20 protein-coding genes and 1 pseudogene are annotated in these 19,941 nt (G+C 46.4%); 9 read left to right on the top strand and 12 right to left on the bottom strand.

Annotation, left to right across the window (positions count from 1 at the left end):
* The first annotated feature begins 112 nt into the window (after positions 1-112).
* Entirely contained in the window at positions 113-715 is a 603-nt protein-coding gene (locus QUB11_RS02665) for a Uma2 family endonuclease (protein WP_333202036.1), read from the top strand.
* 9 nt (positions 716-724) lie between these two features.
* Here QUB11_RS02665 and QUB11_RS02660 read toward each other — a convergent pair.
* The 4 genes and pseudogenes from QUB11_RS02660 to QUB11_RS02645 all read right to left on the bottom strand — a co-directional run.
* Positions 725-919: pseudogene (locus tag QUB11_RS02660) on the bottom strand (YebC/PmpR family DNA-binding transcriptional regulator); the annotation flags it as partial.
* A gap of 50 nt (positions 920-969) precedes the next feature.
* Complete coding sequence (locus QUB11_RS02655) at positions 970-3,324, bottom strand: restriction endonuclease (RefSeq protein WP_333389645.1); 2,355 nt, start codon at positions 3,322-3,324, stop codon at positions 970-972.
* 47 nt (positions 3,325-3,371) lie between these two features.
* On the bottom strand, positions 3,372-4,139 hold the full coding sequence (locus QUB11_RS02650; RefSeq protein ID WP_333389643.1) for a YebC/PmpR family DNA-binding transcriptional regulator: 768 nt from the start codon (positions 4,137-4,139) through the stop codon (positions 3,372-3,374).
* A 148-nt stretch (positions 4,140-4,287) separates the two neighbouring features.
* Positions 4,288-4,926 carry a histidine phosphatase family protein gene (locus QUB11_RS02645; RefSeq protein WP_333389641.1) on the bottom strand — a complete coding sequence of 213 codons (639 nt, stop codon included), beginning with the start codon at positions 4,924-4,926 and terminating at the stop codon, positions 4,288-4,290.
* A gap of 339 nt (positions 4,927-5,265) precedes the next feature.
* On the opposite strand from QUB11_RS02645, the gene QUB11_RS02640 reads away from it, so the two are divergent.
* The 3 genes from QUB11_RS02640 to QUB11_RS02630 all read left to right on the top strand — a co-directional run bounded on the left by QUB11_RS02640 (position 5,266) and on the right by QUB11_RS02630 (position 6,704).
* Complete coding sequence (locus tag QUB11_RS02640) at positions 5,266-5,484, top strand: hypothetical protein (RefSeq protein ID WP_333389639.1); 219 nt, start codon at positions 5,266-5,268, stop codon at positions 5,482-5,484.
* 543 nt (positions 5,485-6,027) lie between these two features.
* Positions 6,028-6,282, top strand: coding sequence for a hypothetical protein (locus tag QUB11_RS02635; protein WP_242716968.1), 255 nt, complete (start codon positions 6,028-6,030; stop codon positions 6,280-6,282).
* Entirely contained in the window at positions 6,282-6,704 is a 423-nt protein-coding gene (locus tag QUB11_RS02630) for a type II toxin-antitoxin system RelE/ParE family toxin (RefSeq protein WP_333389638.1), read from the top strand. The genes QUB11_RS02635 and QUB11_RS02630 overlap by 1 nt, the downstream gene beginning before the upstream one ends.
* Here the strand turns inward: QUB11_RS02630 and QUB11_RS02625 are convergent.
* Complete coding sequence (locus QUB11_RS02625; RefSeq protein WP_333389636.1) at positions 6,688-7,377, bottom strand: class I SAM-dependent methyltransferase; 690 nt, start codon at positions 7,375-7,377, stop codon at positions 6,688-6,690. The genes QUB11_RS02630 and QUB11_RS02625 overlap by 17 nt on opposite strands.
* Positions 7,378-7,710: 333 nt before the next feature.
* On the opposite strand from QUB11_RS02625, the gene QUB11_RS02620 reads away from it, so the two are divergent.
* Positions 7,711-9,576 (top strand): polysaccharide biosynthesis/export family protein, encoded by a 1,866-nt coding sequence (locus tag QUB11_RS02620; protein ID WP_333389634.1) that lies wholly within the window; start codon positions 7,711-7,713, stop codon positions 9,574-9,576.
* A gap of 201 nt (positions 9,577-9,777) precedes the next feature.
* On the opposite strand, the gene larE is transcribed toward QUB11_RS02620, so the two are convergent.
* The 5 genes from larE to fraC form a co-directional block, all read right to left on the bottom strand.
* Positions 9,778-10,605, bottom strand: a complete 828-nt coding sequence (gene larE / locus QUB11_RS02615; RefSeq protein ID WP_333202050.1) for an ATP-dependent sacrificial sulfur transferase LarE — start codon at positions 10,603-10,605, stop codon at positions 9,778-9,780.
* Positions 10,606-10,625: 20 nt separating this feature from the next.
* Positions 10,626-11,405, bottom strand: coding sequence for a Uma2 family endonuclease (locus tag QUB11_RS02610; protein WP_333202052.1), 780 nt, complete (start codon positions 11,403-11,405; stop codon positions 10,626-10,628).
* A 123-nt stretch (positions 11,406-11,528) separates the two neighbouring features.
* A complete protein-coding gene (locus tag QUB11_RS02605) occupies positions 11,529-12,302 on the bottom strand; it encodes an ABC transporter permease (RefSeq protein WP_333202054.1) in 774 nt (257 codons plus the stop codon).
* Between the two features lie 202 nt (positions 12,303-12,504).
* Positions 12,505-13,503, bottom strand: a complete 999-nt coding sequence (locus tag QUB11_RS02600; RefSeq protein ID WP_333202055.1) for a DUF5357 family protein — start codon at positions 13,501-13,503, stop codon at positions 12,505-12,507.
* A gap of 5 nt (positions 13,504-13,508) precedes the next feature.
* Complete coding sequence (gene fraC / locus QUB11_RS02595) at positions 13,509-14,027, bottom strand: filament integrity protein FraC (protein WP_333202057.1); 519 nt, start codon at positions 14,025-14,027, stop codon at positions 13,509-13,511.
* 225 nt (positions 14,028-14,252) lie between these two features.
* On the opposite strand from fraC, the gene QUB11_RS02590 reads away from it, so the two are divergent.
* The 4 genes from QUB11_RS02590 to QUB11_RS02575 all read left to right on the top strand — a co-directional run bounded on the left by QUB11_RS02590 (position 14,253) and on the right by QUB11_RS02575 (position 18,945).
* Positions 14,253-15,386, top strand: coding sequence for a cob(I)yrinic acid a,c-diamide adenosyltransferase (locus QUB11_RS02590; RefSeq protein WP_333153872.1), 1,134 nt, complete (start codon positions 14,253-14,255; stop codon positions 15,384-15,386).
* A gap of 463 nt (positions 15,387-15,849) precedes the next feature.
* Positions 15,850-17,826, top strand: coding sequence for a calcium-binding protein (locus tag QUB11_RS02585; protein ID WP_333202060.1), 1,977 nt, complete (start codon positions 15,850-15,852; stop codon positions 17,824-17,826).
* A gap of 407 nt (positions 17,827-18,233) precedes the next feature.
* Complete coding sequence (locus tag QUB11_RS02580) at positions 18,234-18,365, top strand: hypothetical protein (RefSeq protein ID WP_333202062.1); 132 nt, start codon at positions 18,234-18,236, stop codon at positions 18,363-18,365.
* 406 nt (positions 18,366-18,771) lie between these two features.
* The gene (locus tag QUB11_RS02575) at positions 18,772-18,945 is read left to right on the top strand and encodes a DUF4926 domain-containing protein (RefSeq protein ID WP_333202064.1); all 174 of its coding nucleotides are present in this window, start codon (positions 18,772-18,774) and stop codon (positions 18,943-18,945) included.
* A 135-nt stretch (positions 18,946-19,080) separates the two neighbouring features.
* Here QUB11_RS02575 and QUB11_RS02570 read toward each other — a convergent pair whose 3' ends face one another.
* Positions 19,081-19,269 carry a CsbD family protein gene (locus tag QUB11_RS02570; RefSeq protein ID WP_333054441.1) on the bottom strand — a complete coding sequence of 63 codons (189 nt, stop codon included), beginning with the start codon at positions 19,267-19,269 and terminating at the stop codon, positions 19,081-19,083.
* Between the two features lie 346 nt (positions 19,270-19,615).
* Positions 19,616-19,864 carry a DUF167 domain-containing protein gene (locus QUB11_RS02565; protein ID WP_333202066.1) on the bottom strand — a complete coding sequence of 83 codons (249 nt, stop codon included), beginning with the start codon at positions 19,862-19,864 and terminating at the stop codon, positions 19,616-19,618.
* Positions 19,865-19,941 lie beyond the last annotated feature (77 nt).

Here is a 19,941-nt window from a genome sequence, read left to right as displayed (position 1 = left end):
AAAACGGATACAAGCCTCCGATTCCCCGATCGACTAAGACTTTCGATCGCCAAGCTAAGATATGATAAGCTCAAGGTATTCTATCACCCCTGCACCAAAAAAAGGAAAAACCATGACGACGCTGCTAATCCAAACCGAAAGCGTCCCACTGACGGTCAATTTCCCTGCGATCCAATCGATGACTGTTGAACAGTTCTATGAATTCTGTATAGTTAATCGCGATTTGAGAATTGAGCGTACTGCCAGTGGGGAAGTCATTATCATGTCACCAGCTTTTTCAGATACAGGGAACCGCAACTTCAAGATTGCCCTACAATTGGGGAACTGGGCAGAAGAAGATGGCACAGGTGAAACGTTTGACTCCAGTGCAGGCTTTACCTTGCCAAATGGAGCAACCCGATCCCCCGATGCCTCATGGATTAAACTAGAGCGCTGGAATGCCTTAACTGAAGAACAAAAAGCCTCATTCGCACCGATTTGTCCAGACTTTGTGATTGAATTGCGGTCTGCTAGTGACACTCTCAAGGGATTGCAAAACAAGATGCAAGAATATATTGAAAACGGTGTATCACTCGGCTTTTTGCTCGATCGCAAAAACAGAAAAGTCTACATCTACCGTCCCGATTGCGAACCTGAAATCTTGGATAATCCTGAAACAGTCAGCGCCGATCCAGAGTTACCGGGATTTGTCTTGCGGATGGCAAAAATCTGGTGATTTAGATTGTTAAACCATGACCGAAGACATCAATTCATCGCTCATTTCAAAATTCGCCGTCACACTTTGCACGTCGTCCAAATCTTCCAGTGCATCCATTAACTTAAGGAGCGATCGAGCTTTTTCAGGAGTATCTATTTCCACTGTATTGCTGGGAATCCAGCGAGTTTCCGACTGCAAAACTGCCAAGTTTTTGTGTTTCAAATGACACTCCCCGCTCTTTCAGAGACTGGGATTCTTGGTTCATAGATACCTTATTTTTTAGCTCGAATCACTAAATCAATTAACTGTTCTCTTCCCCAGAGTTGTACCCCATTCGCTTGAGCCAGTTTATGAGCATTGGATGTAAACATACTGTTTGTAATAACGATCGCATCTTGCGCCCCGTAATACTTAACCGCACTAACCACTTCTTGCACGGCGGAATTTCCCACTTTTCCTTGATAGCGTTTTGCCTGGACAACGGTTTTCTTGCGGGCTTTAGAGAGAATCAAGTCCGCACCAAAATCCCCCGTTTTGGGTGTCATTTCGACCGCATAACCGAGATTGCGGAAACAGCAGGCTAAAAATTCCTCAAACTCTTCTCCCGTCATGCGATCGACCTGATCGATTAAATACCCAATCTCTGGGACTTCTAACCGCGTAGAACCTGCTAAAATCTGCTTGAATTTTTTCAGCAGAATTGCACTCAATTTAGCAGAAGGAGAATGAGAAGAGCGAGAGGGAGTTTGTGATTCAGTATCGATTAAATCAGCAATCTTTGGCACGTCTAATAGTGTAGCAACTTTTAAGATTTTTTTGAAGTTTTGCAGCATACTTGAACTCAATTTATTAGTAGAAGAATCCGAAGATAAAGAGGGAGTTTGTGATGCAGCTTGGACTTCAGTTTGTGCTTCAGTGGGTTCCGATACCGCATCCTCGATCGAAGTTTGCTGGGCTTGCTTTTGGGCTTGCTTTCTTTTGCTCAAAACAGCCCGTTGAATTGTCAGCAAAATTTTTCCCTCTTGTTGATTAATTTCACCGTCAGCCTCGACGATCTCAGTGCATCGCTTTAAAAGTGGTTCGGCAAAGTCGAGTTCAAGTTGTTCGAGTAAAATATCCAACTTGGGAAGTAATTTAGACTTATTTGTCACAGCTTCAATCTCAGCTAAAGTCCTGGGATTTAAATTCGCCGCTCGTAATTCCGGTAATAACTCATCCCATCGGGTGAATTTTTTGCTCGCATAGACGACATACACCAAAATCCAATCCATCACCGTTTCTTGTGCGATCGCTGTCTCTAAATATTGCTCACTTTCCGCTTGCAATACCTCTTGTAAATCTTCGAGCTTGGTTTCGATTTCCGAGGAATCGAGATCGGCTTCATAAAACCGACAAGCACCGTATCCCAGCGCGTAAATCATTGCCGCACTGGCGCTAGCATTAATTACCGCACCCGCCAACGGAATATTGCTGACAAGCGTAACTCCAGCTTCGATCGCTAAATTGCTACCCAAGGATAAACCGAAAATAGCGACAACTTCTTTTTGGCGATCGCTCGATTGCAAATCCTTTCCATAGGTGGCAGCTATTTGATAAACCAACTCGGCGGATAACACCGTCATTGCCGCTAAATCCATGCCAGCCAATGCCAAAGCTGCGCCCGGAACTAAACTGCTAACCAAGCCACTTCCTGCCGCTAGCAAGGCTTTTTCCACCATTAAGCGATGTGCGATTTCTTGAGGTTTCTCGTGAGGATATTGGCGCTGCAACTCTCGAACTTGCGCCTCGGCAGTCACGACATCAACTTTATTGATCGCATTAACTAACCAGTCGATTTTGAAATTTTCAGTCAGTTTTTTCAGGATAGGACTCTGCGAAATAAAAACTAGAGATGAACCAAAAAAATTGGGAACTTGCATTGCTGCACTTCCCGCACTCGCCACTGCATTCCCCACCGCACTCGCGGTATTAACAAAAATCGCACTTCCAGCACTAACGGCGGCATTCCCCACCGCACTCGCCGTATCAACAATCGCACTTCCAGCAGTGCCGGCTGCATTCCCCACCGCACTCGCCGTATTAACGATCGCACTTCCGGCATTGCCTACCGCACTGGCGGTATTAACAACAATCGCATCTCCAGCACTGCCTACCGCATTCCCTACCGCACTCGCAGTATTAACGATCGCACTTCCGGCATTCCCTACCGCACTGGCGGTATTAACAACAATCGCATCTCCAGCACTGCCTGCTGCATTCCCTACCGCACTGGCGGTATTAACAATCGCACTTCCGGCATTCCCTACCGCATTCCCTACCGCACTCGCCGTTGCAGAGACGGCTCCGAAAACGGAACCGAACCAATTAGATTTATCCCCTGGTTCAGCCTGCACCTCCGATTTGGATCGATCCTTGGTTTCTGATACTTCGGTTGCTGAGAGAACTTCTGGTGAGTGGGTGCTGTCTATTTTGCTTTCGTTGTTATCTAGCATGGCTTTACTGTGGGTTGAGATTTTCACTGCAGCTTTTTCAGCAATGCGTTGGATTGACACTCCCCACTCGCGTACAGATAGGGATTCGTTTCCTGGTAATAGTGTAGCACGATCGTCCCGCTGGCGAGTTTTCATCTTTTGCAGTGCCAGCAGGACGATCCAGATCCCTCATATTTAAAGCATTAAACCATACTCAAAGACATCAATTCATCGGTCATTTCAAAATTAGCTGTCACACTTTGCACGTCGTCCAAATCTTCCAGTGCATCCATTAACTTAAGGAGCGATCGAGCTTTTTCAGGAGTATCTATTTCCACTGTATTGCTCGGAATCCAGCGATTTTCCGACTGCAAAACAGCAAATTTTTTTTGTTTCAAAACATCAGCCAGTTGTTCCAAATTAGCCACGCTTGTAAAAACCTCTGCACCTTCAGTATCCTCATCAATTAATATCAAATCATAAGATTCCGCAGCCGCCTCTAGCGACGCTTCAAACAATTGTTCCTCATCAATCGGGCCGCGTACCGTACAAACTCCTTTGTTGTCAAACATCCAGCCCACACAACCAGTTTCGCCCAGGTTGCCGCCATTTTTAGTAAAAGCTTCTCGCAAGTCAGCCGCTGTGCGGTTGCGATTGTCTGTCAGCGCTTCAATCAGAATAGCAACCCCGCCAACGCCGTAACCTTCGTAGCGAATAGCTTCTAATTCCGAACTCCCCCCCGCCAAGCCGGCACCTTTGGCGATCGCCCTTTCTATGTTTTCATTAGGAATATCCGCCGCCTTGGCTTTTTCAATAGCCGTCCGCAGTTGAAAATTGCCAGCGGGATCGGGAACTCCGCTGCGGGCCGCGACAATAATTTCGCGAGATATTCTAGCAAAAACCTTGCCTTTAACGGCATCAACTCTAGCTTTTTGGCGTTTAATATTCGCCCACTTACTGTGTCCAGCCATACCGATTTAAGATTTTCGATTTAAAATGTGCGATCGAGATTAAACAATAACACCCAGATTCGGACTAATCAGATTAACGTAGGGTGCTCTTCTGCCGCGCACCTTACACACATAGCATAAAATGCGATTTTTCGCACGAATCTCAACTTTAATTAAACCGGATCACGGTTTCAGAGTCAGTCAGGTGAGAAGTATCGCCATTAAGTGCGATCGACCATTCTCCCTCGCCCCGCACCACTTTCACCAAACAGCACAAAGAAGCGTTAATTTCCGTTTCCGCACAGCCCGCCAGCCCGATCGCAGTTCCTAAAACCGACGCACCGTGACCTACTAATAACATATCTTCGGGAAACTCAGCCGCGAGGCGTTTAGCAGTTTCCCCCGCCCTTTTGAGACAAGCTTCCCCTGTTTCGGGATAATTAGCAATACCGCCTTTGTAGGAAGCATCAATCCTGGGAAAACGCCTGCACAAAGCTTCGACGGACTCAGTTTCCGGCATTTCTGTCATCCATTCAGGATTCAGCCATTCACACAGTCCCCACTCTAGTTTAATTGACAAATCGAGAGCTTCTGCCGCGTGATTTGCTGTTTGGACAGTTCGCAGAAAAGGGGAAGCAAAAATATGAGAAATTCCTTCACTTTTGAGGCGATTGGCTAGTTGTTTGGCTTGAACGTGACCGTCTTCGGAAAGGTGAGGATCGTAGCGGCGTTCGGCGGTAAGAAACCAATCGGGGTTAACGAAGTCGATGCGGTTTCCGTGTCGTGCGATCCAGACTGTTTGTGGCATGAGTTGGTTTTAGTTTGGCTTCTAGGTGTAATATTATATCAAAGATGCTGATTTGGGATCTTTCTGAAATTCGAGTGGGATGAAAACAAGTTAATCCGTAGGGTGCGGATCTGCGACATCTTAGATATAACTTGCATATTTTTGAGGGCGACGCACCTTACTGACGAGAAGATTATGTGTACCACATCTACATGGAATATGCTGTATATCAAATATCTTGAAGTTTATGAATAAGAATAAAACAGGGATGAACGATGAACTGCGATCGGAATATGATTTGAGGAAGTTACGTGTAAGAAGGGTAGGCTCTGGACGAAAGACCTTTGGGGGAGCATCTCAATGAAAGCAGCAAAGCTCGAAATTGGAATTAGGAGTCAGGAGTCAGGAGCCAGGATAAAAGAGTCAGAAGGAAGAAGAAAGAAGTGTTGTTGCAAATATGAGATACTCCCGATCTTTGGTGGTCTAAATATTCGTTTAGAACCGGATGTTGCAGAGATGTTTCCAGATTCTGAAGCAGTGAATGAAGTTCTGCGGTTTTTGATGAGAATTACTAAATAAAACGTAGTGTCTGAGAAATAAGCTCGTCCCTCTATCCGTGCGGCTTTTTTTTCAAGCATCCACTCTAACATGGATTTTAAAAATATCAAAAATATGCGGAAACTGTGCGTTATAGTTCCACAACTATTTGACACTGCGCTAAAATTACATCAGTCACTCTGTATTGTCCAATGGCTCAATCTATAAAGCAACTTCACGCCCAAATTCAAGCCATGAAAGCACGATTCGGTTAAGGCGATCGTGCTTTTATGGCTGAATCAATCCAACGGTAATCTCAGCGACTTTGAACAATCGCAGAAATTGCCGAGGAAACGGAGGGATATCAGTGGGGCGAAATTGACACAGCAAATGAGTTTCAACCCCTCAGCGAAGAAGAAACGATCGCCTTGAGTCTCGCAGCCTTGCAAGATTACCAGACAAACAAGACGGGCCGAAGAGCACGATCGGGTTCAGGAATGGGCAGATAGTCTAGGGAGCGATCGTTTTGGCTACCTATGCCAAAATAAAGTTAGAAAATAAAGTTAACCATTCATCATAACTTTTATGACTCTTACACTCACCTTACCCCCCCAAATCGAAGCACTGCTGCGCCAACGGGCGGAAAGTACAGGACAAGATATAACCAGCGTTACCCTAGCTGTTATCGCGTTCGGACTTAGCTTTGATGAAAGCGATTTCTTCGAGGCATTAGAAGGGATTCAACGCGGACTTGATGACTTCGATCGGGGTCAGTTTTCTACTCTGGAAGAGTTTGTCGATAGACAAAACCAGAAATACGGACTTTCTTTGGAAGCATAATGTATCGCATTGACTTTTCCAGTACAGCTCAATCTGAAGCTGATGCAGCGTTTCTGAACTTTTCCCAATTCACGACTCCCGAACGCGCTCAAGCATGGTATCAGGGCCTGATTAAAGCGATTTCCTCAGTCCAAGAAATGCCGCGTCGTTGTGTTTTAGCCCGTGAAAACGCATTTTTCAGCCAAGAGATTCGCCAGCTTCTGTATGGAAGTGGTAAAACCACCTATCGCATACTCTTCACTATTTTTGACGATCAATCTATACCAACGGTGAGGATTATCCACATTCGCATGCAGTCCAGCGTGCGATTGGCGAACCCCAAGATGAGGCATGACCTTATGCTTAGCTTATCTAATTTTTTTGAAATAAGCGATCGCAAATTGCCATGCCCTCCGCAGCCGCGAATTACATTCGCCCCCTAACTCGCAGCATCTTATTCCCGCCTTTTTGAAACTCATAAGGAGCCTCTTGAATTTCTACACTAAAACTTCTCTTTTTTAATTCGGTGATAATCGGATTTAAGTGATCTGATTCCTCCCCGCTAAAACTTTGCAACAAAGGGAATACCCGGACTTCCTTCGCAACCCGACACATTTCTGTAATTGCTGACCGATGAAATTCTTCCGAAAGCAGGTGAGAATAAGCAAATAAGAAATGGCTGCACAAAGCTAAATCGAATTGACCGTTCTCGAAAGGCAAAACTGGCAACTCAGCATTAATGTAGCGGCCTTGTTGCAAGCCTGATGGAAAATCTTCTAAAAATTCCTGCATCGCCTTCATTCGCACTTCGCCTAGCTGGTAGGGCGATTCAAAATTATTCCACAGGTAGCCGTCTACATTGGCTTTAACACCGTCAATCACAGTTTGATATGTTTCTTGGATGCGATCGCCAATTTCCACCGCAGTAAACTGATAAACTGGATCGCAAGAAATTACCTTGTTACCTTGGCGAGTCATTTCCGCATTGAAACTCGCCGGGCCGCCCGCACAATCAAGAATTGCTAGCTTGAGGTCACTTGAGGTCAAGCTAAACATTCCTATGTATTCATCCAAGCAGCGCCCCCAGGGAATTACTTTATCCAATTTTAGTGACACTTGTCTTTGTCCTGCAGATAGAATTATCTAATATTTTACCTCAAATCAGGGTGGTTTTTTCCTATCTCCTTTCTGTGGCGGGTTGATTTGTATGCGGACTTATGTATGAATAATTTTGCTCAAACGAGATATTAATCCTGACAACAGTTGGCGGGCTTTACACTTTCTTTACAAACAAGGCACAAAATAGTTAAGTACGATCGCACAATTTTTATGCTTGCACCTGTGGATTTTGCAGCAAAGCGAGGCTACACTGGACAGCAGGGAAAATAAACTAAAATCAACTAGCTAAATGGCTCTTGTTCATTGGCAGGCTGCAACCAGGGAAGAAAGATGAAACATACCATTCAAACCGCTACAAGTCTGAGTTTGTCAGCACTCCTGGTGCTATTGAGTTCGCTGCCCAGTAGAGCTCAGTTGCCGGCCGTCAGAACTCCAGCAGGAACTCCTAACCCAAACAGGCCGAGAGTACCGCCGCCGCCACCTGCGGGATCGAGTTTGCCGGCGAGCGGCAATTCGGGTTCGCTGACACAAGAAGCAGCTTATACTTTAGGGTCGGGCGATCGCATTGCTTTAGAGATATTCGGCGTCCCTGAATTCAGCAGAGAATATCAAGTGTTAGTTGACGGGACGCTCAATTTGCCAATCATTCGCAGCGTCTCAATTCAAGGGTTGACGCTGCAACAAGCTGCTAACGTAATTACCCAGCGATACGAACCCTTCATCAATGTTCCCGTTGTTACCGTGACTCTGATGGTCGCTCGCCCCCTAAATATAGGTCTTGCAGGTGAAGTTACTCGCCCGGGTTCCTACAAGATTAATCCCACTAGAGATGGAGGAGGAGTAAAATTCCCGACTTTGATGGAAATGCTGCAACTTGCACAAGGGGTGACATCAGCAGGAGATATGCGAAATGTCCAAATTCGCCGTCCCCGCAGAGGCGGGCCAGAGCAAGTTACTAATGTTGATTTGCAGGATTTTTTAGACACGGGAAATTTGCGTCAAGATGTCACGATTCGAGATGGAGATACAATTTTTGTACCGACAGCAAGGGCCCTTAATACTCAAGAAGTTCGTCAAAGAGCCAGTGCTAATTTTTCCGCTGATATTACTAAACCAATTGGTGTGGTAATTGTCGGGGAAGTAAACCGGCCGGGGCCTTATACTGTATTTGCTTCGGATGTGCGATCGAGCAACCAACAAACAGAGTTGAGTTTTGTATCTATCGACCAACAGCAAGGAGCAGTTGTGGGCTTACCAACGATAACTAGAGCATTGAAAATTGCTGGTGGTATCACTACAGAAGCTGACATTCGCCGCGTGCAAATCCGCCGCCGAGTCAGAGGTGGCAATGAACAAACTATCATGGTAAATCTGTGGGATTTGCTGCAAAAAGGCGACGCCACTCAAGATATTTTGCTGCAAGAAGGAGATAGCGTAATTATCCCGACGGCAGCTACTGTAGACTTAGCTGAAGTTTCTCAAGTGGCAAATAGCAGTTTTTCTCCGAACGCCATTAGCATCAATATTGTAGGAGAAGTAATTAGGCCTGGGGCTTTGGAGGTGCGGCCTAGTACATCCCTGCACCAAGCTTTGCTGACCGCAGGCAGTTTCAATCAATTGCGGGCTAAAAAAGACAAGGTAGAACTATTGCGATTGAACCCCAACGGTACTGTTTCTCGCCGCACGATCGAGGTGGATTTTGCTCAAGGCTTGAATCCTAATAATAACCCAACTCTCCGCAACAATGATGTGATTCTGGTAGCGCGATCGGGCTATGCTAGGGTAGCAGACAATATCAACAGTTTCTTGCAGCCAATAACAGGAGTAGCAACTGGGGTTAACACTGTTGGTGGCCTTTTTACGGGGTTTCAAGCAACTATCAACGCTTTTGAAAACTTATTTTTGGGAGGGGATTTCCAGCGGCGAAATCAGCTCAGACAGCTTCGCGAACAACGTCAAGACAGACAAGAGCAACGTCAAGACAGACTGCTAGACAGAGAGCTACAACGTGAAGACAGACAGCGGCAAGCTGAAGACAGATTGCTGCAACTTGAAGACAGACGCTTGCAACTCGAAGACAGACAGCGGCAAATAGATATTGAGAATCAGCAGCTTCTGATTCAGCAGCAGCAACTTCAGCAGCAAAATCAGCAGCAGCAAATGCAGCCACAGCAAATTCAGCCAACTACTCCTTGATAAGACTCGGGCGTTGAAAGTTAGCCACCCTCTTTATGAATCGGCGGTTGAAACCGCTGCAAAGAGTCAAACTTTCGTCCGAGCAAAGGGGGACTAAGAAATAAAGGGGGTATTAAAACCGGATTTGCTTTACATGGCACATCCCAAATCTAAGGCAAACATCCTAGGCGTTTCATACCGTAAATCAGCAACGCCAATTAATCAACCTTTCCTTCCCAACAACTGCGGTTGCAAAACCTGATTTAATTTGCCGCTGCGAAACCCCTCCAAATCCAAAGTCGCGTACACAAAACCAAAATCCTGAAACACTGCCACCAATGCAGGCAAATCCGTATTTAGCACAAACTCCTGAATCTCCTCTGCGGGTAACTCAATGCGCGCCGTATCTCCGTCCGATCGCACTCGCAAATTTTTCAGTCCCAACTGCCGCAAATACCGTTCGGCGCGCCCCACTCTTTGCAACTTTCCAACGGTGATTTCTTCGCCGTAAGGAAAGCGCGAACTCAAACAAGGTTGAGCCGGTTTGTCCCACCAAGGCAAATCCAATTCTTTTGCCAACTGCCGCACTTCAAATTTAGTCATGCCTACTTCTGCTAAGGGCGATCGCGCGCCGCGTTCCTTCGCAGCCTGAATCCCCGGACGGTAATCCTTTAAATCGTCACCATTAACCCCATCCACCACATAAGGATAACCCTTTGCTAGTGCTAGGGGTTTCAAAGTATCATGGAGTTCGCTTTTGCAGAAATAGCAGCGGTTAACTGGGTTAGAAGTATAATTGGGATTTGCCATTTCCTGAGTTTCTACTTCCTGGTGGGCAATGCCAATTTCGGCTGCTTGAATCCGTGCATCTTCTAAATCTTCTGGCAGTAAAGACGGGGAAACTGCCGTCACTGCCAAAGCGCGATCGCCCAACACATCAAAAGCGATTTTGGCTACCAAAGTGCTGTCAATTCCGCCGGAGTAGGCAATCAAAGCCCGTTCCATTTGTGCGAAAATATTTTTTAATTCTTCGAGTTTTTCTACTAACATGATTTCAACTTTTATTACTGCTATTCTGGATCGATACCGAGGGCTGCCAATCGACCCAAAAGCTCTTGATTTCGCTGTCTTTCCTGTTCCAGCAGCGTCTCGGCTAACTCTTTGTCTTGCTGTTGGCGATCGACCCGCTGGCGTTCATTTTCTGCCCGTTCTTCGGGCCACAAAAGCAACTCGCCCGCCGTATTCCACCAGCGCAGCCAATATCCCGTTCTCCCTTCGCGAGTTCCCTGCCAAACTCCCAAAAATAGATTTAATCCAGGTATTAAATAACGGCTGTTTTCATCAGGATTTTGATTGTCATAACGCTCTGATTCAAGCGCATAAACTTCTATTCTGCCTGTATGCGGTCGAAAAATGACATAGCGAGGAACTTTGATTACTTGTTCGTAAAAAAACCACTTACCGATTTCTTCTGTGTGTTCCACAGAGTATTCATCGCCGTAAGTAGCTGATAAAAATTCCATCACTACAAAAGGGACTGTTCCTTCGGTATGAGGCGTGTAACTGCGGCGGGGATAGTTGTGAGGCCTCTTTTGAACCGGCTGCACGTACATCCAGTCTGGGGCTTTGCAAATAGTGCGATCGTCCACAGCAGCACACAAAGCAAAATTAGAAACTATTAGTGCGTCTTGCATTAGTTCCGGGCAATCCACTACAGACTGGCGCAAACCGTTAGCTAGCAAGGGATGGTCTATATCGTCTACAGGGTCGTCTGGTAGGATGAAATCATCGGGTAGCAGAGGCCAAGTAATCTTGAGCTGCGATATCGGTTTGTGAATTATAGTAGTCATAAGTCACCTCATTTTACCAATAAAAATTTTAGTTTTAGTCGAGATTTCTGAGCGATCGCCTCCTTTATATTTTAGCGTGATAATTTGATATACTCACACTTTTGAAAGTAGCGAAGGCGCGTTTTAAAATTCCCTACGGGAAAATATGGCGATCGCAATTGACAACAGCAGCACCACATACAGCAAACCGTAGCCAGCATCTGTAATCAAACCTGCCAAGTAAGGAACTTGTCCGTAAACAGCATCATTTCTCAAATTGAATCTGGCTAAATCCGGCAAAACCAGATAAAGTCCCATCATCAATTGTTCAAGACCAGGATTTTTAGTTAACTTGCCCAAAGCCACTAAATCCCGCGTAGAATGTCCCATCAAATAAACGCCAAATGTCAGTAAAGTTGCCAACAGCGAACTGCTGAACACCCCAAATAAAATCCCTACACCAGCCATCAGACATAGCTCAAACCAGATAAACAGCGAAGCGATTAAAATGCTTTCCAAAGGGAAAGGAATGCGGCTCAAACTCAGAATAGCCAGATAGATAACAGTCATTGCTGCTACAAGCACCGCCAGCACCGCCGACAGTCCTAAGTGCTTGCCCACAATTAACTCAGCCCGACTTATCGGCTTAGCAACTAACAGATAAACAGTCCGCTTTTCAATTTCTTTGTTCACCAGTCCGGTAGCCACAAAGACTGTGGCAATTAGACCGAGAATGCTCATAGCAGCTAAACCGACATCTAAGATAATTTTATTTTCGGTTGTCGCCGCCAATTCCGGTATCAACCGTACCGAGGCGCCCATCAACAGAGCAAAAATAATAATTAAGTAAAGGATGCGATCGCGAATTACTTCCCAAAATACATTGGTCGCGACTGTCAAGATTCTTCTCAAATTCATCTAGTTATTAACCCACTGGAAACTTTTGCCATACTTTTAGTGTAAGGAAGAGGGAAGAAGGAAGAAGGAAGAAAAAAGAGGGAAGAAGGAAGAAAAAAGAGGGAAGAAGGAAGAGGGAAGAAAGAGGATTTTTTCCATCTCAGACTCTCAGACTCTCCCACTCTCCCGCTATACCGATCGCAATTAGTTAACAGAGACAGACTCAAACTTGACTGTCCCCCGCCGTTCCATCTTTTTTCTGTCCGGGTTGAGAGCGTTTGATGGCATCGCAGGTTACAGTCGCCCTATTGGCCACTTCGAACACCTCGCAAGATTTGGTAAACGAATATATTTCCGGTCTAAAAACCACTCCCAGCCAAGTTGCCTGCATCTCTAACTGATAGCGGGACGCTCCTTGGACGATCGAAGTTTTGACATCCCACCTCCCATCTTCTGCGACTACCCCAGTTGTTTTTAAGGCTTGATTCCGCAGAAAAAATCGCTCGTTGTCAATATCTATTAACATTTGCTCTACTTGCGCCCACGGTTTGGTGCGGGCTTCATTTTGCAGGTATCGCTCCATTTCATTGAGGATGACAACTCCTCGGGAGCGATTAATAGTTGGCCGTTGAAATGTCACCACATAATCGCTTTGCCTTAAATCCTGGGATAAAACGCTCGGATACTGTTGTATCCAACCTTGAATTAAAAAGTGAAAAGCAAACCAACAGGAAAACAGCAGGTGAACTAGAGTAATCATCAAAAACTGAGGGCGCACCAACGACCTGATACCTTCCCGTTTTGACTCGCTATTCCAAATCTCTATTATAGCAAGAACGACTACTGCTATAATTGGGCCGGATATCCATGCTATTTCCTTTCTATCCGACGGCAATCTTACCAGCAACCACAACCCAATTAAAATGCTTGTCACCCACGGACTCAGACTTACTCCTTTAATCACAAAAGGTTGCTGACTTGTCAGTAAACCCATTGAAAGTGTAAAAAATAACCAGCTCATATCAAAAAGCAGAGTTCTCGTCCGCCAGTCAGTGACTGCCGCCACTGTCAGCAAAGCTAAAAAGATGCTGAGTAGTAAAGGAGTCTTCCAGTGAACAACTTTAGGCGGAATCATCGCCTTTTGGATTTTTTTATTGGTTTCCCAAAGGTTGTTCGTCAGCTTAGTGAGTTGCTGAGTGACATCTAAAAATTGCTTCATCATAAATTTCAATAGACGCTTTGCAAAAACAACACGGTTAAAATAACGACATTGCTAACAGTGTGGGCGATTAAAATTCCCCCAAACTGGGTAGTTACTTGAAAAGTTCTTTTGGGAGGACGGCGGGTGAGGGTGGGCGGGCCTAAAAACTGAGGTTGGGAAGCTTTTTTATTGCCGACAACCATGTTTTCTATGAATTCTAAGCCCTGCCATTTAGCTAGAAAAGTTACTGCTAATACGGAGAGTGCTATCATAGTTATTGGAGCGTAAACATTATCCCCACGTCCTAATAAAATATAACCGATAAGCTGTTCCCGCAATTCTTTGCTAAGAACGCTTTCAATGCCGAAGAAAACTAACCAGCCTACGCAAGTGCAAGATAGATTGAGGATGGCTGTATATTCAATGCTGGTTTTGGGGCCGAGTTTAAGTAATTTTTGCAAAAACCACGATTCGATCGCGATCGCCAAAAACATAATTAAAATTTGCACCAAAACAGTCCGAAATGGGAAAACACTCGCAATCATAAGCCTTTAGGTATATCAGTCCGTGTTAAATTTTAATTGTACAGCACAAACGGAATAATCTTAACCGAAGGTTTGAGCACCTGATTGCGTTAGATCGCTGCTTAAAAGATTGGGGGTTAGGACTTATCGTATAATCTGTTGAGATCCGCCAACAGAATGGAAAAATTAAACATTCAAGGCGCGCGATCGAATACCCACCCCGATAGACTCAAACAACTGCTGATTATGGTAAGGAATGGCATTGGTATTCGGACAGCCTCATCCCGTTCGGAACGCGCCGCAGGTCAGATTCACGTCTACGACGGCGCTGGTAAAGGCAAGTCTCAGGCAGCTTTGGGAGTAGTGTTGCGCTCGATCGGGCTGGGTATCAATTCAGACTCGCCCACGCGAGTCTTGTTGCTGCGCTTTCTCAAAGGCCCCGGCCGCTCCTACGACGAAGACGGGGCAATAGAAGCCTTGCAACGGGCATTTCCGCACTTGATCGACCAAGTGCGTACCGGCCGTGCCGAATATTTTGGGGCCGAAGCAATCACCCGCTTCGATCGCGCCGAAGCTCAGCGAGGCTGGGATATCGCCAAAGGAGCGATCGCAAGCTCGCTCTATTCCGTCGTGGTACTAGACGAACTAAACCCCGTATTGGACTTGGGTTTGCTGCCTGTTGACGAAGTAGTCCAAACCCTCAAAAACAAACCAGAATATTTAGAAGTCATCGCCACAGGCCGAGCGGCCCCCGAAGCTTTGCTGGAGATTGCCGACTTACACTCAGAAATGAAGCCCCACTATCACCCTGCTGCGGCAGATCATCATATTTCCGGTATCGAAATATACACGGGAGCGGGGAAAGGCAAGTCTACGAGCGCTTTGGGCAAAGCTTTGCAGGCAATAGGTAGGGGTATCAGTCAAGACCAATCTCACCGGGTGTTAATCGTGCAATGGCTCAAAGGTGGCACCGGTTATACAGAAGATGCGGCGATCGCAGCTTTGCGGCAAAGCTACCCGCAGCTAGTAGACCACCAGCGGTGCGGCCGAGATGCTATAGTTTGGCGGGGGCAACAGCAAGAGCTAGACTGCATAGAAGCAGAACGCGGCTGGGAAATCGCCAAATGTGCGATCGCCAGTGGCTGGTACAAAACGATTATTCTCGACGAACTCAATCCCACAGTAGACTTAGAACTGCTGCCGGTAGAGCCGATCGTCGAAGCCCTGCTACGCAAGCCGCGGGATACAGAAATTATTATCACCGGGCGCTGCCACAAACCCCACGCTTACTTTGACTTGGCAAGCGTACACTCCGAGGTATACTGTCACAAACACTACGGCGATCGGGGCGTAGAACTAAAGCGGGGCGTAGACTTTTAAAGCCCGGAGCGGTACTCGGTTCAATCCGGGTCAGAATTATTAAATGATGGCCCTGCCTGGAAAACCGGAAATTGCCACAAAGCCTTGTTAGCAAGTAACCAATCTCCCAATTTCCCTGGTCTTCCCGATCACCCAGATCTGCCTTTTTTAATCTTTAATTTCCTCCCCCGGACGCGATCCCCGACCGCCAACCCAGAACGGAACATTAAGAATATGAGCCGCGTCTTATGGAGCGTGAGCACCTGAGACAGTGCACCAGGATTATTAAAGGGTGAAGACATTGAATATAAAAGCTTACAAGCAAAACAACCGCGAGGGAGAAAGTCTAGACAGGGTTAACGCCAGTAGGCTAGACTTGCGGCTGGCAAACAGGTTAAACTACAGCGGAATCCAAACATTCGGTGTTCTAGGCAGTGTCTGTAGTCGCACCAGCGATGACCAACAAGTAGAGGAGTGAAGCTTTATGACAACGTTAAATGACGATTCTAATCAACTAGATTTAAACCTTCCGGGACTGAGCCCGGATACAATCTTCGCCGCAGGCGGGGCGGATTTCGTTAGAACTTCCACCCTGGGCGGCAGCTTAATATTTGGCCAAGCCGATAACGATACTCTGATTTCAGTTGGCCCGAACGATACACTGTACGGCGGCGAGGACGAAGACTCAATCAGATCCCAGCGGACTCCGGCTTTGCTGTTTGGCGACACAGGCAATGACACCATAGTCGCTGAAGCCCGCGCTAGCCTGTACGGCGGTGGGGGAGAAGATTTCGTCCAAGGTACTGTCGAAGCTAACCTCATGTTTGGTAATGAGGGCGCAGATACGATGCTGGGAGGGGCCCAGAGAGCAGATTCCCTCTACGGCGGTAAGGACAATGACTCGATCGGCTTCTTCATCGCAGGGGGTGGCAACAACCTCGGTCTTCCCCTAACCGGAGGCTTCGCTGGCAATGAAGGCAGCAACTACTTGCGGGGAGATTTGGGCGACGACTTAGTTGTAGGTATCAATGTAAGAGACAGTCTCTTTGGCGGTAAAGGCAACGATACCCTAAGAGGTGTCGCCAGCAACAGCTACCTGTCGGGCGATCTGGACGACGACATCTTATTCATTACCAACCGTACCCAGACAAGCCCGTTTGCTCAGGGCAGCGTCATTACGATCGGCATTGAGAGAACCACCTTGATTGGCGGTGGCGGCAACGATTCTCTCACCGGCGGTATCGGCGAGTTTGAGGCCGGCAGAAACTTCTTAGACGGCGGCGACGGCAACGACACGATCAGGGTTTTCGCAACTTCTGATACCGCGCTGGGAGGTGCAGGCGACGACTTAATCCGGTCGGAGACGGCACTGAATCTAACTTTGAGCGGAGGCGCCCAGAGTTCATTTGGAGGCTTCGCGGGTCGCAACTCGCTCGACGGCGGAGTAGGCAATGACACGATCGTTGCAGCTTTTGCGACTGATACAATGATCGGTGGTGAAGGCAACGACAGCCTGAGCGGTACCTTTACTAACGCAGCCGGTGGAGATGGCAACGATACTATCAATGCTACCGCTGCCATTTTTGCTGGTACTGGTACTGCTTTGATTACTCTCGAAGGCGGACTGGGAGGCGATCTGTTAATTGGCTACACCAATCCTACTGGCAGCAGCTTCACTGTCACCAACCTCATGAACGGTGGCGTGGGAAGTGACACCATCTTCTTTGGCAGCGAGCGCGATCGCCTGATTGGCAACTTGGAGGGTAACGACTTCATCTCCTACGCTAGCGGCGTCAGCTTTGCCGGTCTTACAGCGCCAAACTTGATTACCGATACCTTAGGCAGCAACTTCATTACTGGTGGCAACGGCACTGATGTGATCACTACTGGTAGCGGGGATGACATCCTGTTCGGCGACTCATCCAACGCTACCGACGCCGCTGGAGGAGCCGGGGACGATACCTTAAATTCCGGTGCCGGAAACGACACGCTCCTGGGCGGGTTTGGTAACGACTATTTGATCGGCGGCGAGGGTAACGACTCTCTCGGCGGCGGGCCTGGTGCTGACACCCTGATTGGTGGCTCAGGCAATGACAGCTTCTACTACAACAACTTCGGCGAGGGCGCCGTGGGTACTAACGTAGACCAAATCGGCGATTTTACGAGCGAAGACCAGTTTATCTTCCAAATCAATGGCTCCAACGGCTTCCCGAACTTGAGGGGAGTGAAAAATACGAATCAACTTTCTTCGCAGGCGTTCTTGGCGCTTGAGAGTGGGCAGTACAACGGCAGTTTTGGTCCAGCCGGGGCGGGTGCGTCAGATTCGTTCGTCTTTTATGAAAATGAAACCGGACGACTAGGATTTGACTCTAACGGTTTTGGTACTGCTGACGGAGTAGTTACCCTGGCAATTCTGAATGGCAGACCGGGCGTGACGGCTGCTGACATTACCCTGATTTAATTTGGGTAAAAGTGGGTGGGATCGATTCTGAAACATCGCCCTACCAACTCTCAAAACTAATTGTGCTTTGTTTCGAGCTGGGGATATCCATCCCTGGCTTTTTTGTGGGCATTGGGAATTGGGCCGAAAAGTAGAATCTGTAGGGGCGGGTTCACCCATAAATTTTGCCACCCATCAATAATCTTGATAAACCCGCCCCCACCCAACGAATAACCCCGATCGACCATAGTCGCCCAACCGTTAAATTTAATTAATGGGGAATTGGGCCTTTATAGCATGGGGAATTGAGCCGAAAATTAGAATCTGTAGGGGCGGGTTCACCCATGAATTTTGCCACCCATCAATAATCTTGATAAACCCGCCCCCCAACTCAAAGACGATACCAGTCAAAAAGGAAGGTAAAAACAATGAAAACAATTAAAGACCTAGATATTGTTGCTTTAACTGAAGATTTAGAAGCCACCCATTTTGAAACAAAACAAATCATTAAATTATCAGAGATATGGGTTGAAGACCCCATCCTTTTAGGACGGCTTTAATTTCTTAAATCCATTCTTAAACATCAGGAAATTCCTAGTATTTGTGGTATACTACAATAGTCAAGGTTAAACTCCTTCGCCATCGTGAAACAGGGACTCAGACACACTTTTAGGCGTTAACCGGGGGACAAAGAGCGGCGAAAACTCTATAAACAGCTAGAGGCTTAATACAGTCTCACAACCAGAAAAATAAACAATTTACTTTTGTTAGGTAGGGTAGGGCATACCCAAACTCGCTTGTCAATATCCTAGTACGCTTTTGGAGATAGGCCCTAGGCGGGTGACTGCGAATCAGACTCGTTAATTGGTAGGATTTCTACGGTTAAAAGGTTTGAGTATTGCCGTAAGGACGCAACACTTAAAGGTCAGTCGCTGAATTAAGAATCCCCATCCTTTAGGTTGGGGAGTGTCAAATAAAGGACAAGTAGGAACGGTCGTGATGGAATTTGATGGCAGTGCTTTTGAGGTAGAATTTTCTCATCAAGATGGCACAACTTATGCAATCGAAACAATTCCAGCCACAAAATTAATGCTTTTACACTATGAGTTAGTAGAATCTGTAGGGGCAGTTACCCGATGAATTTTGCCACCAATAATCTTTATAAACCCGCCCCTACATATTGGTACAAATGATTTAGGCTAATTATAAAAAAAATCCCGCAAACATATCGTTTGCGGGATTTTGTAGGCAGGAAACTTGTAGGGAATACTGTTACTAAGCTCGGTCTACAATCTCTTTTGCTTTATCTTTGAGGTCTTCTTTCAGGTGAATTGCTGATGCTTCATCCTGCTTGGCTTGACCTTCTAATTTATCTTTCTGATTGCCTGTAACTTCGCTAACAGCTTCTTGGATTTTGCCTTCAATATTCTTCGCTGTTGCTTCGACTCTATTTTCAATGTTCATAATTTTTTATTCTAACTCTACAACTACTAATATATGATTTTAAAGTTGAGTTTGTATCTCTCTTTAGATAGACTTGCTGTTAACTTTATAGATATCCGGTAGGGAGACGGCACCGTGCCCTTCTTCGTGTCAACTTAAGCTCAAACCAAGTTACAGATTGCTGTTTGACTATTAAGGCCAGATCCCCCCTAACCCCCCTTCTTAAGGGGGGGACAGGAAGCCTCTTTAAGTCAACCCCTACTCCCCAACAATCAGGGGGATTTAGGGGGATCTAGACTCGACTATTAGCGAGATTTCTCAAGGGTTTTAGTCTTAAGTTGACACGACGAAAGGCACTGCCGTGTCCCTAGGGAGAAATATAAGTTGCAGGTTCGATCGCAACTTCGACAAGTTTATTTTTCGAGGAAAGACCTGATTTAATGCCGATAGCAGATTTCGGCACTTTAAACTTTTTGGCCAACAGCATGATTAATTCTTGGTTTGCTTTACCCTCCACAGGCGGCGATTTGAGATGTATTGTGAGGCTGCCGTCGGGTTGTTCTGCGATGCTTTGCTGTTTGGAATTCGGTTTAACTTTGACTGTGAAAATTTTCATGTGACTAATAACTAATAACTAATGACTAATGACTAATAAGGAATGAGAATTAAATAACTTCCACTCTTGAAAGTGGG

Origin of the sequence: Microcoleus sp. B6-A1 (assembly GCF_036705085.1) — a bacterium.
GTDB lineage: Bacteria > Cyanobacteriota > Cyanobacteriia > Cyanobacteriales > Microcoleaceae > Microcoleus.
The sequence above is the reverse complement of the archived record's forward strand: the minus strand, read 5'-3'. Positions and strand labels throughout refer to the sequence as shown.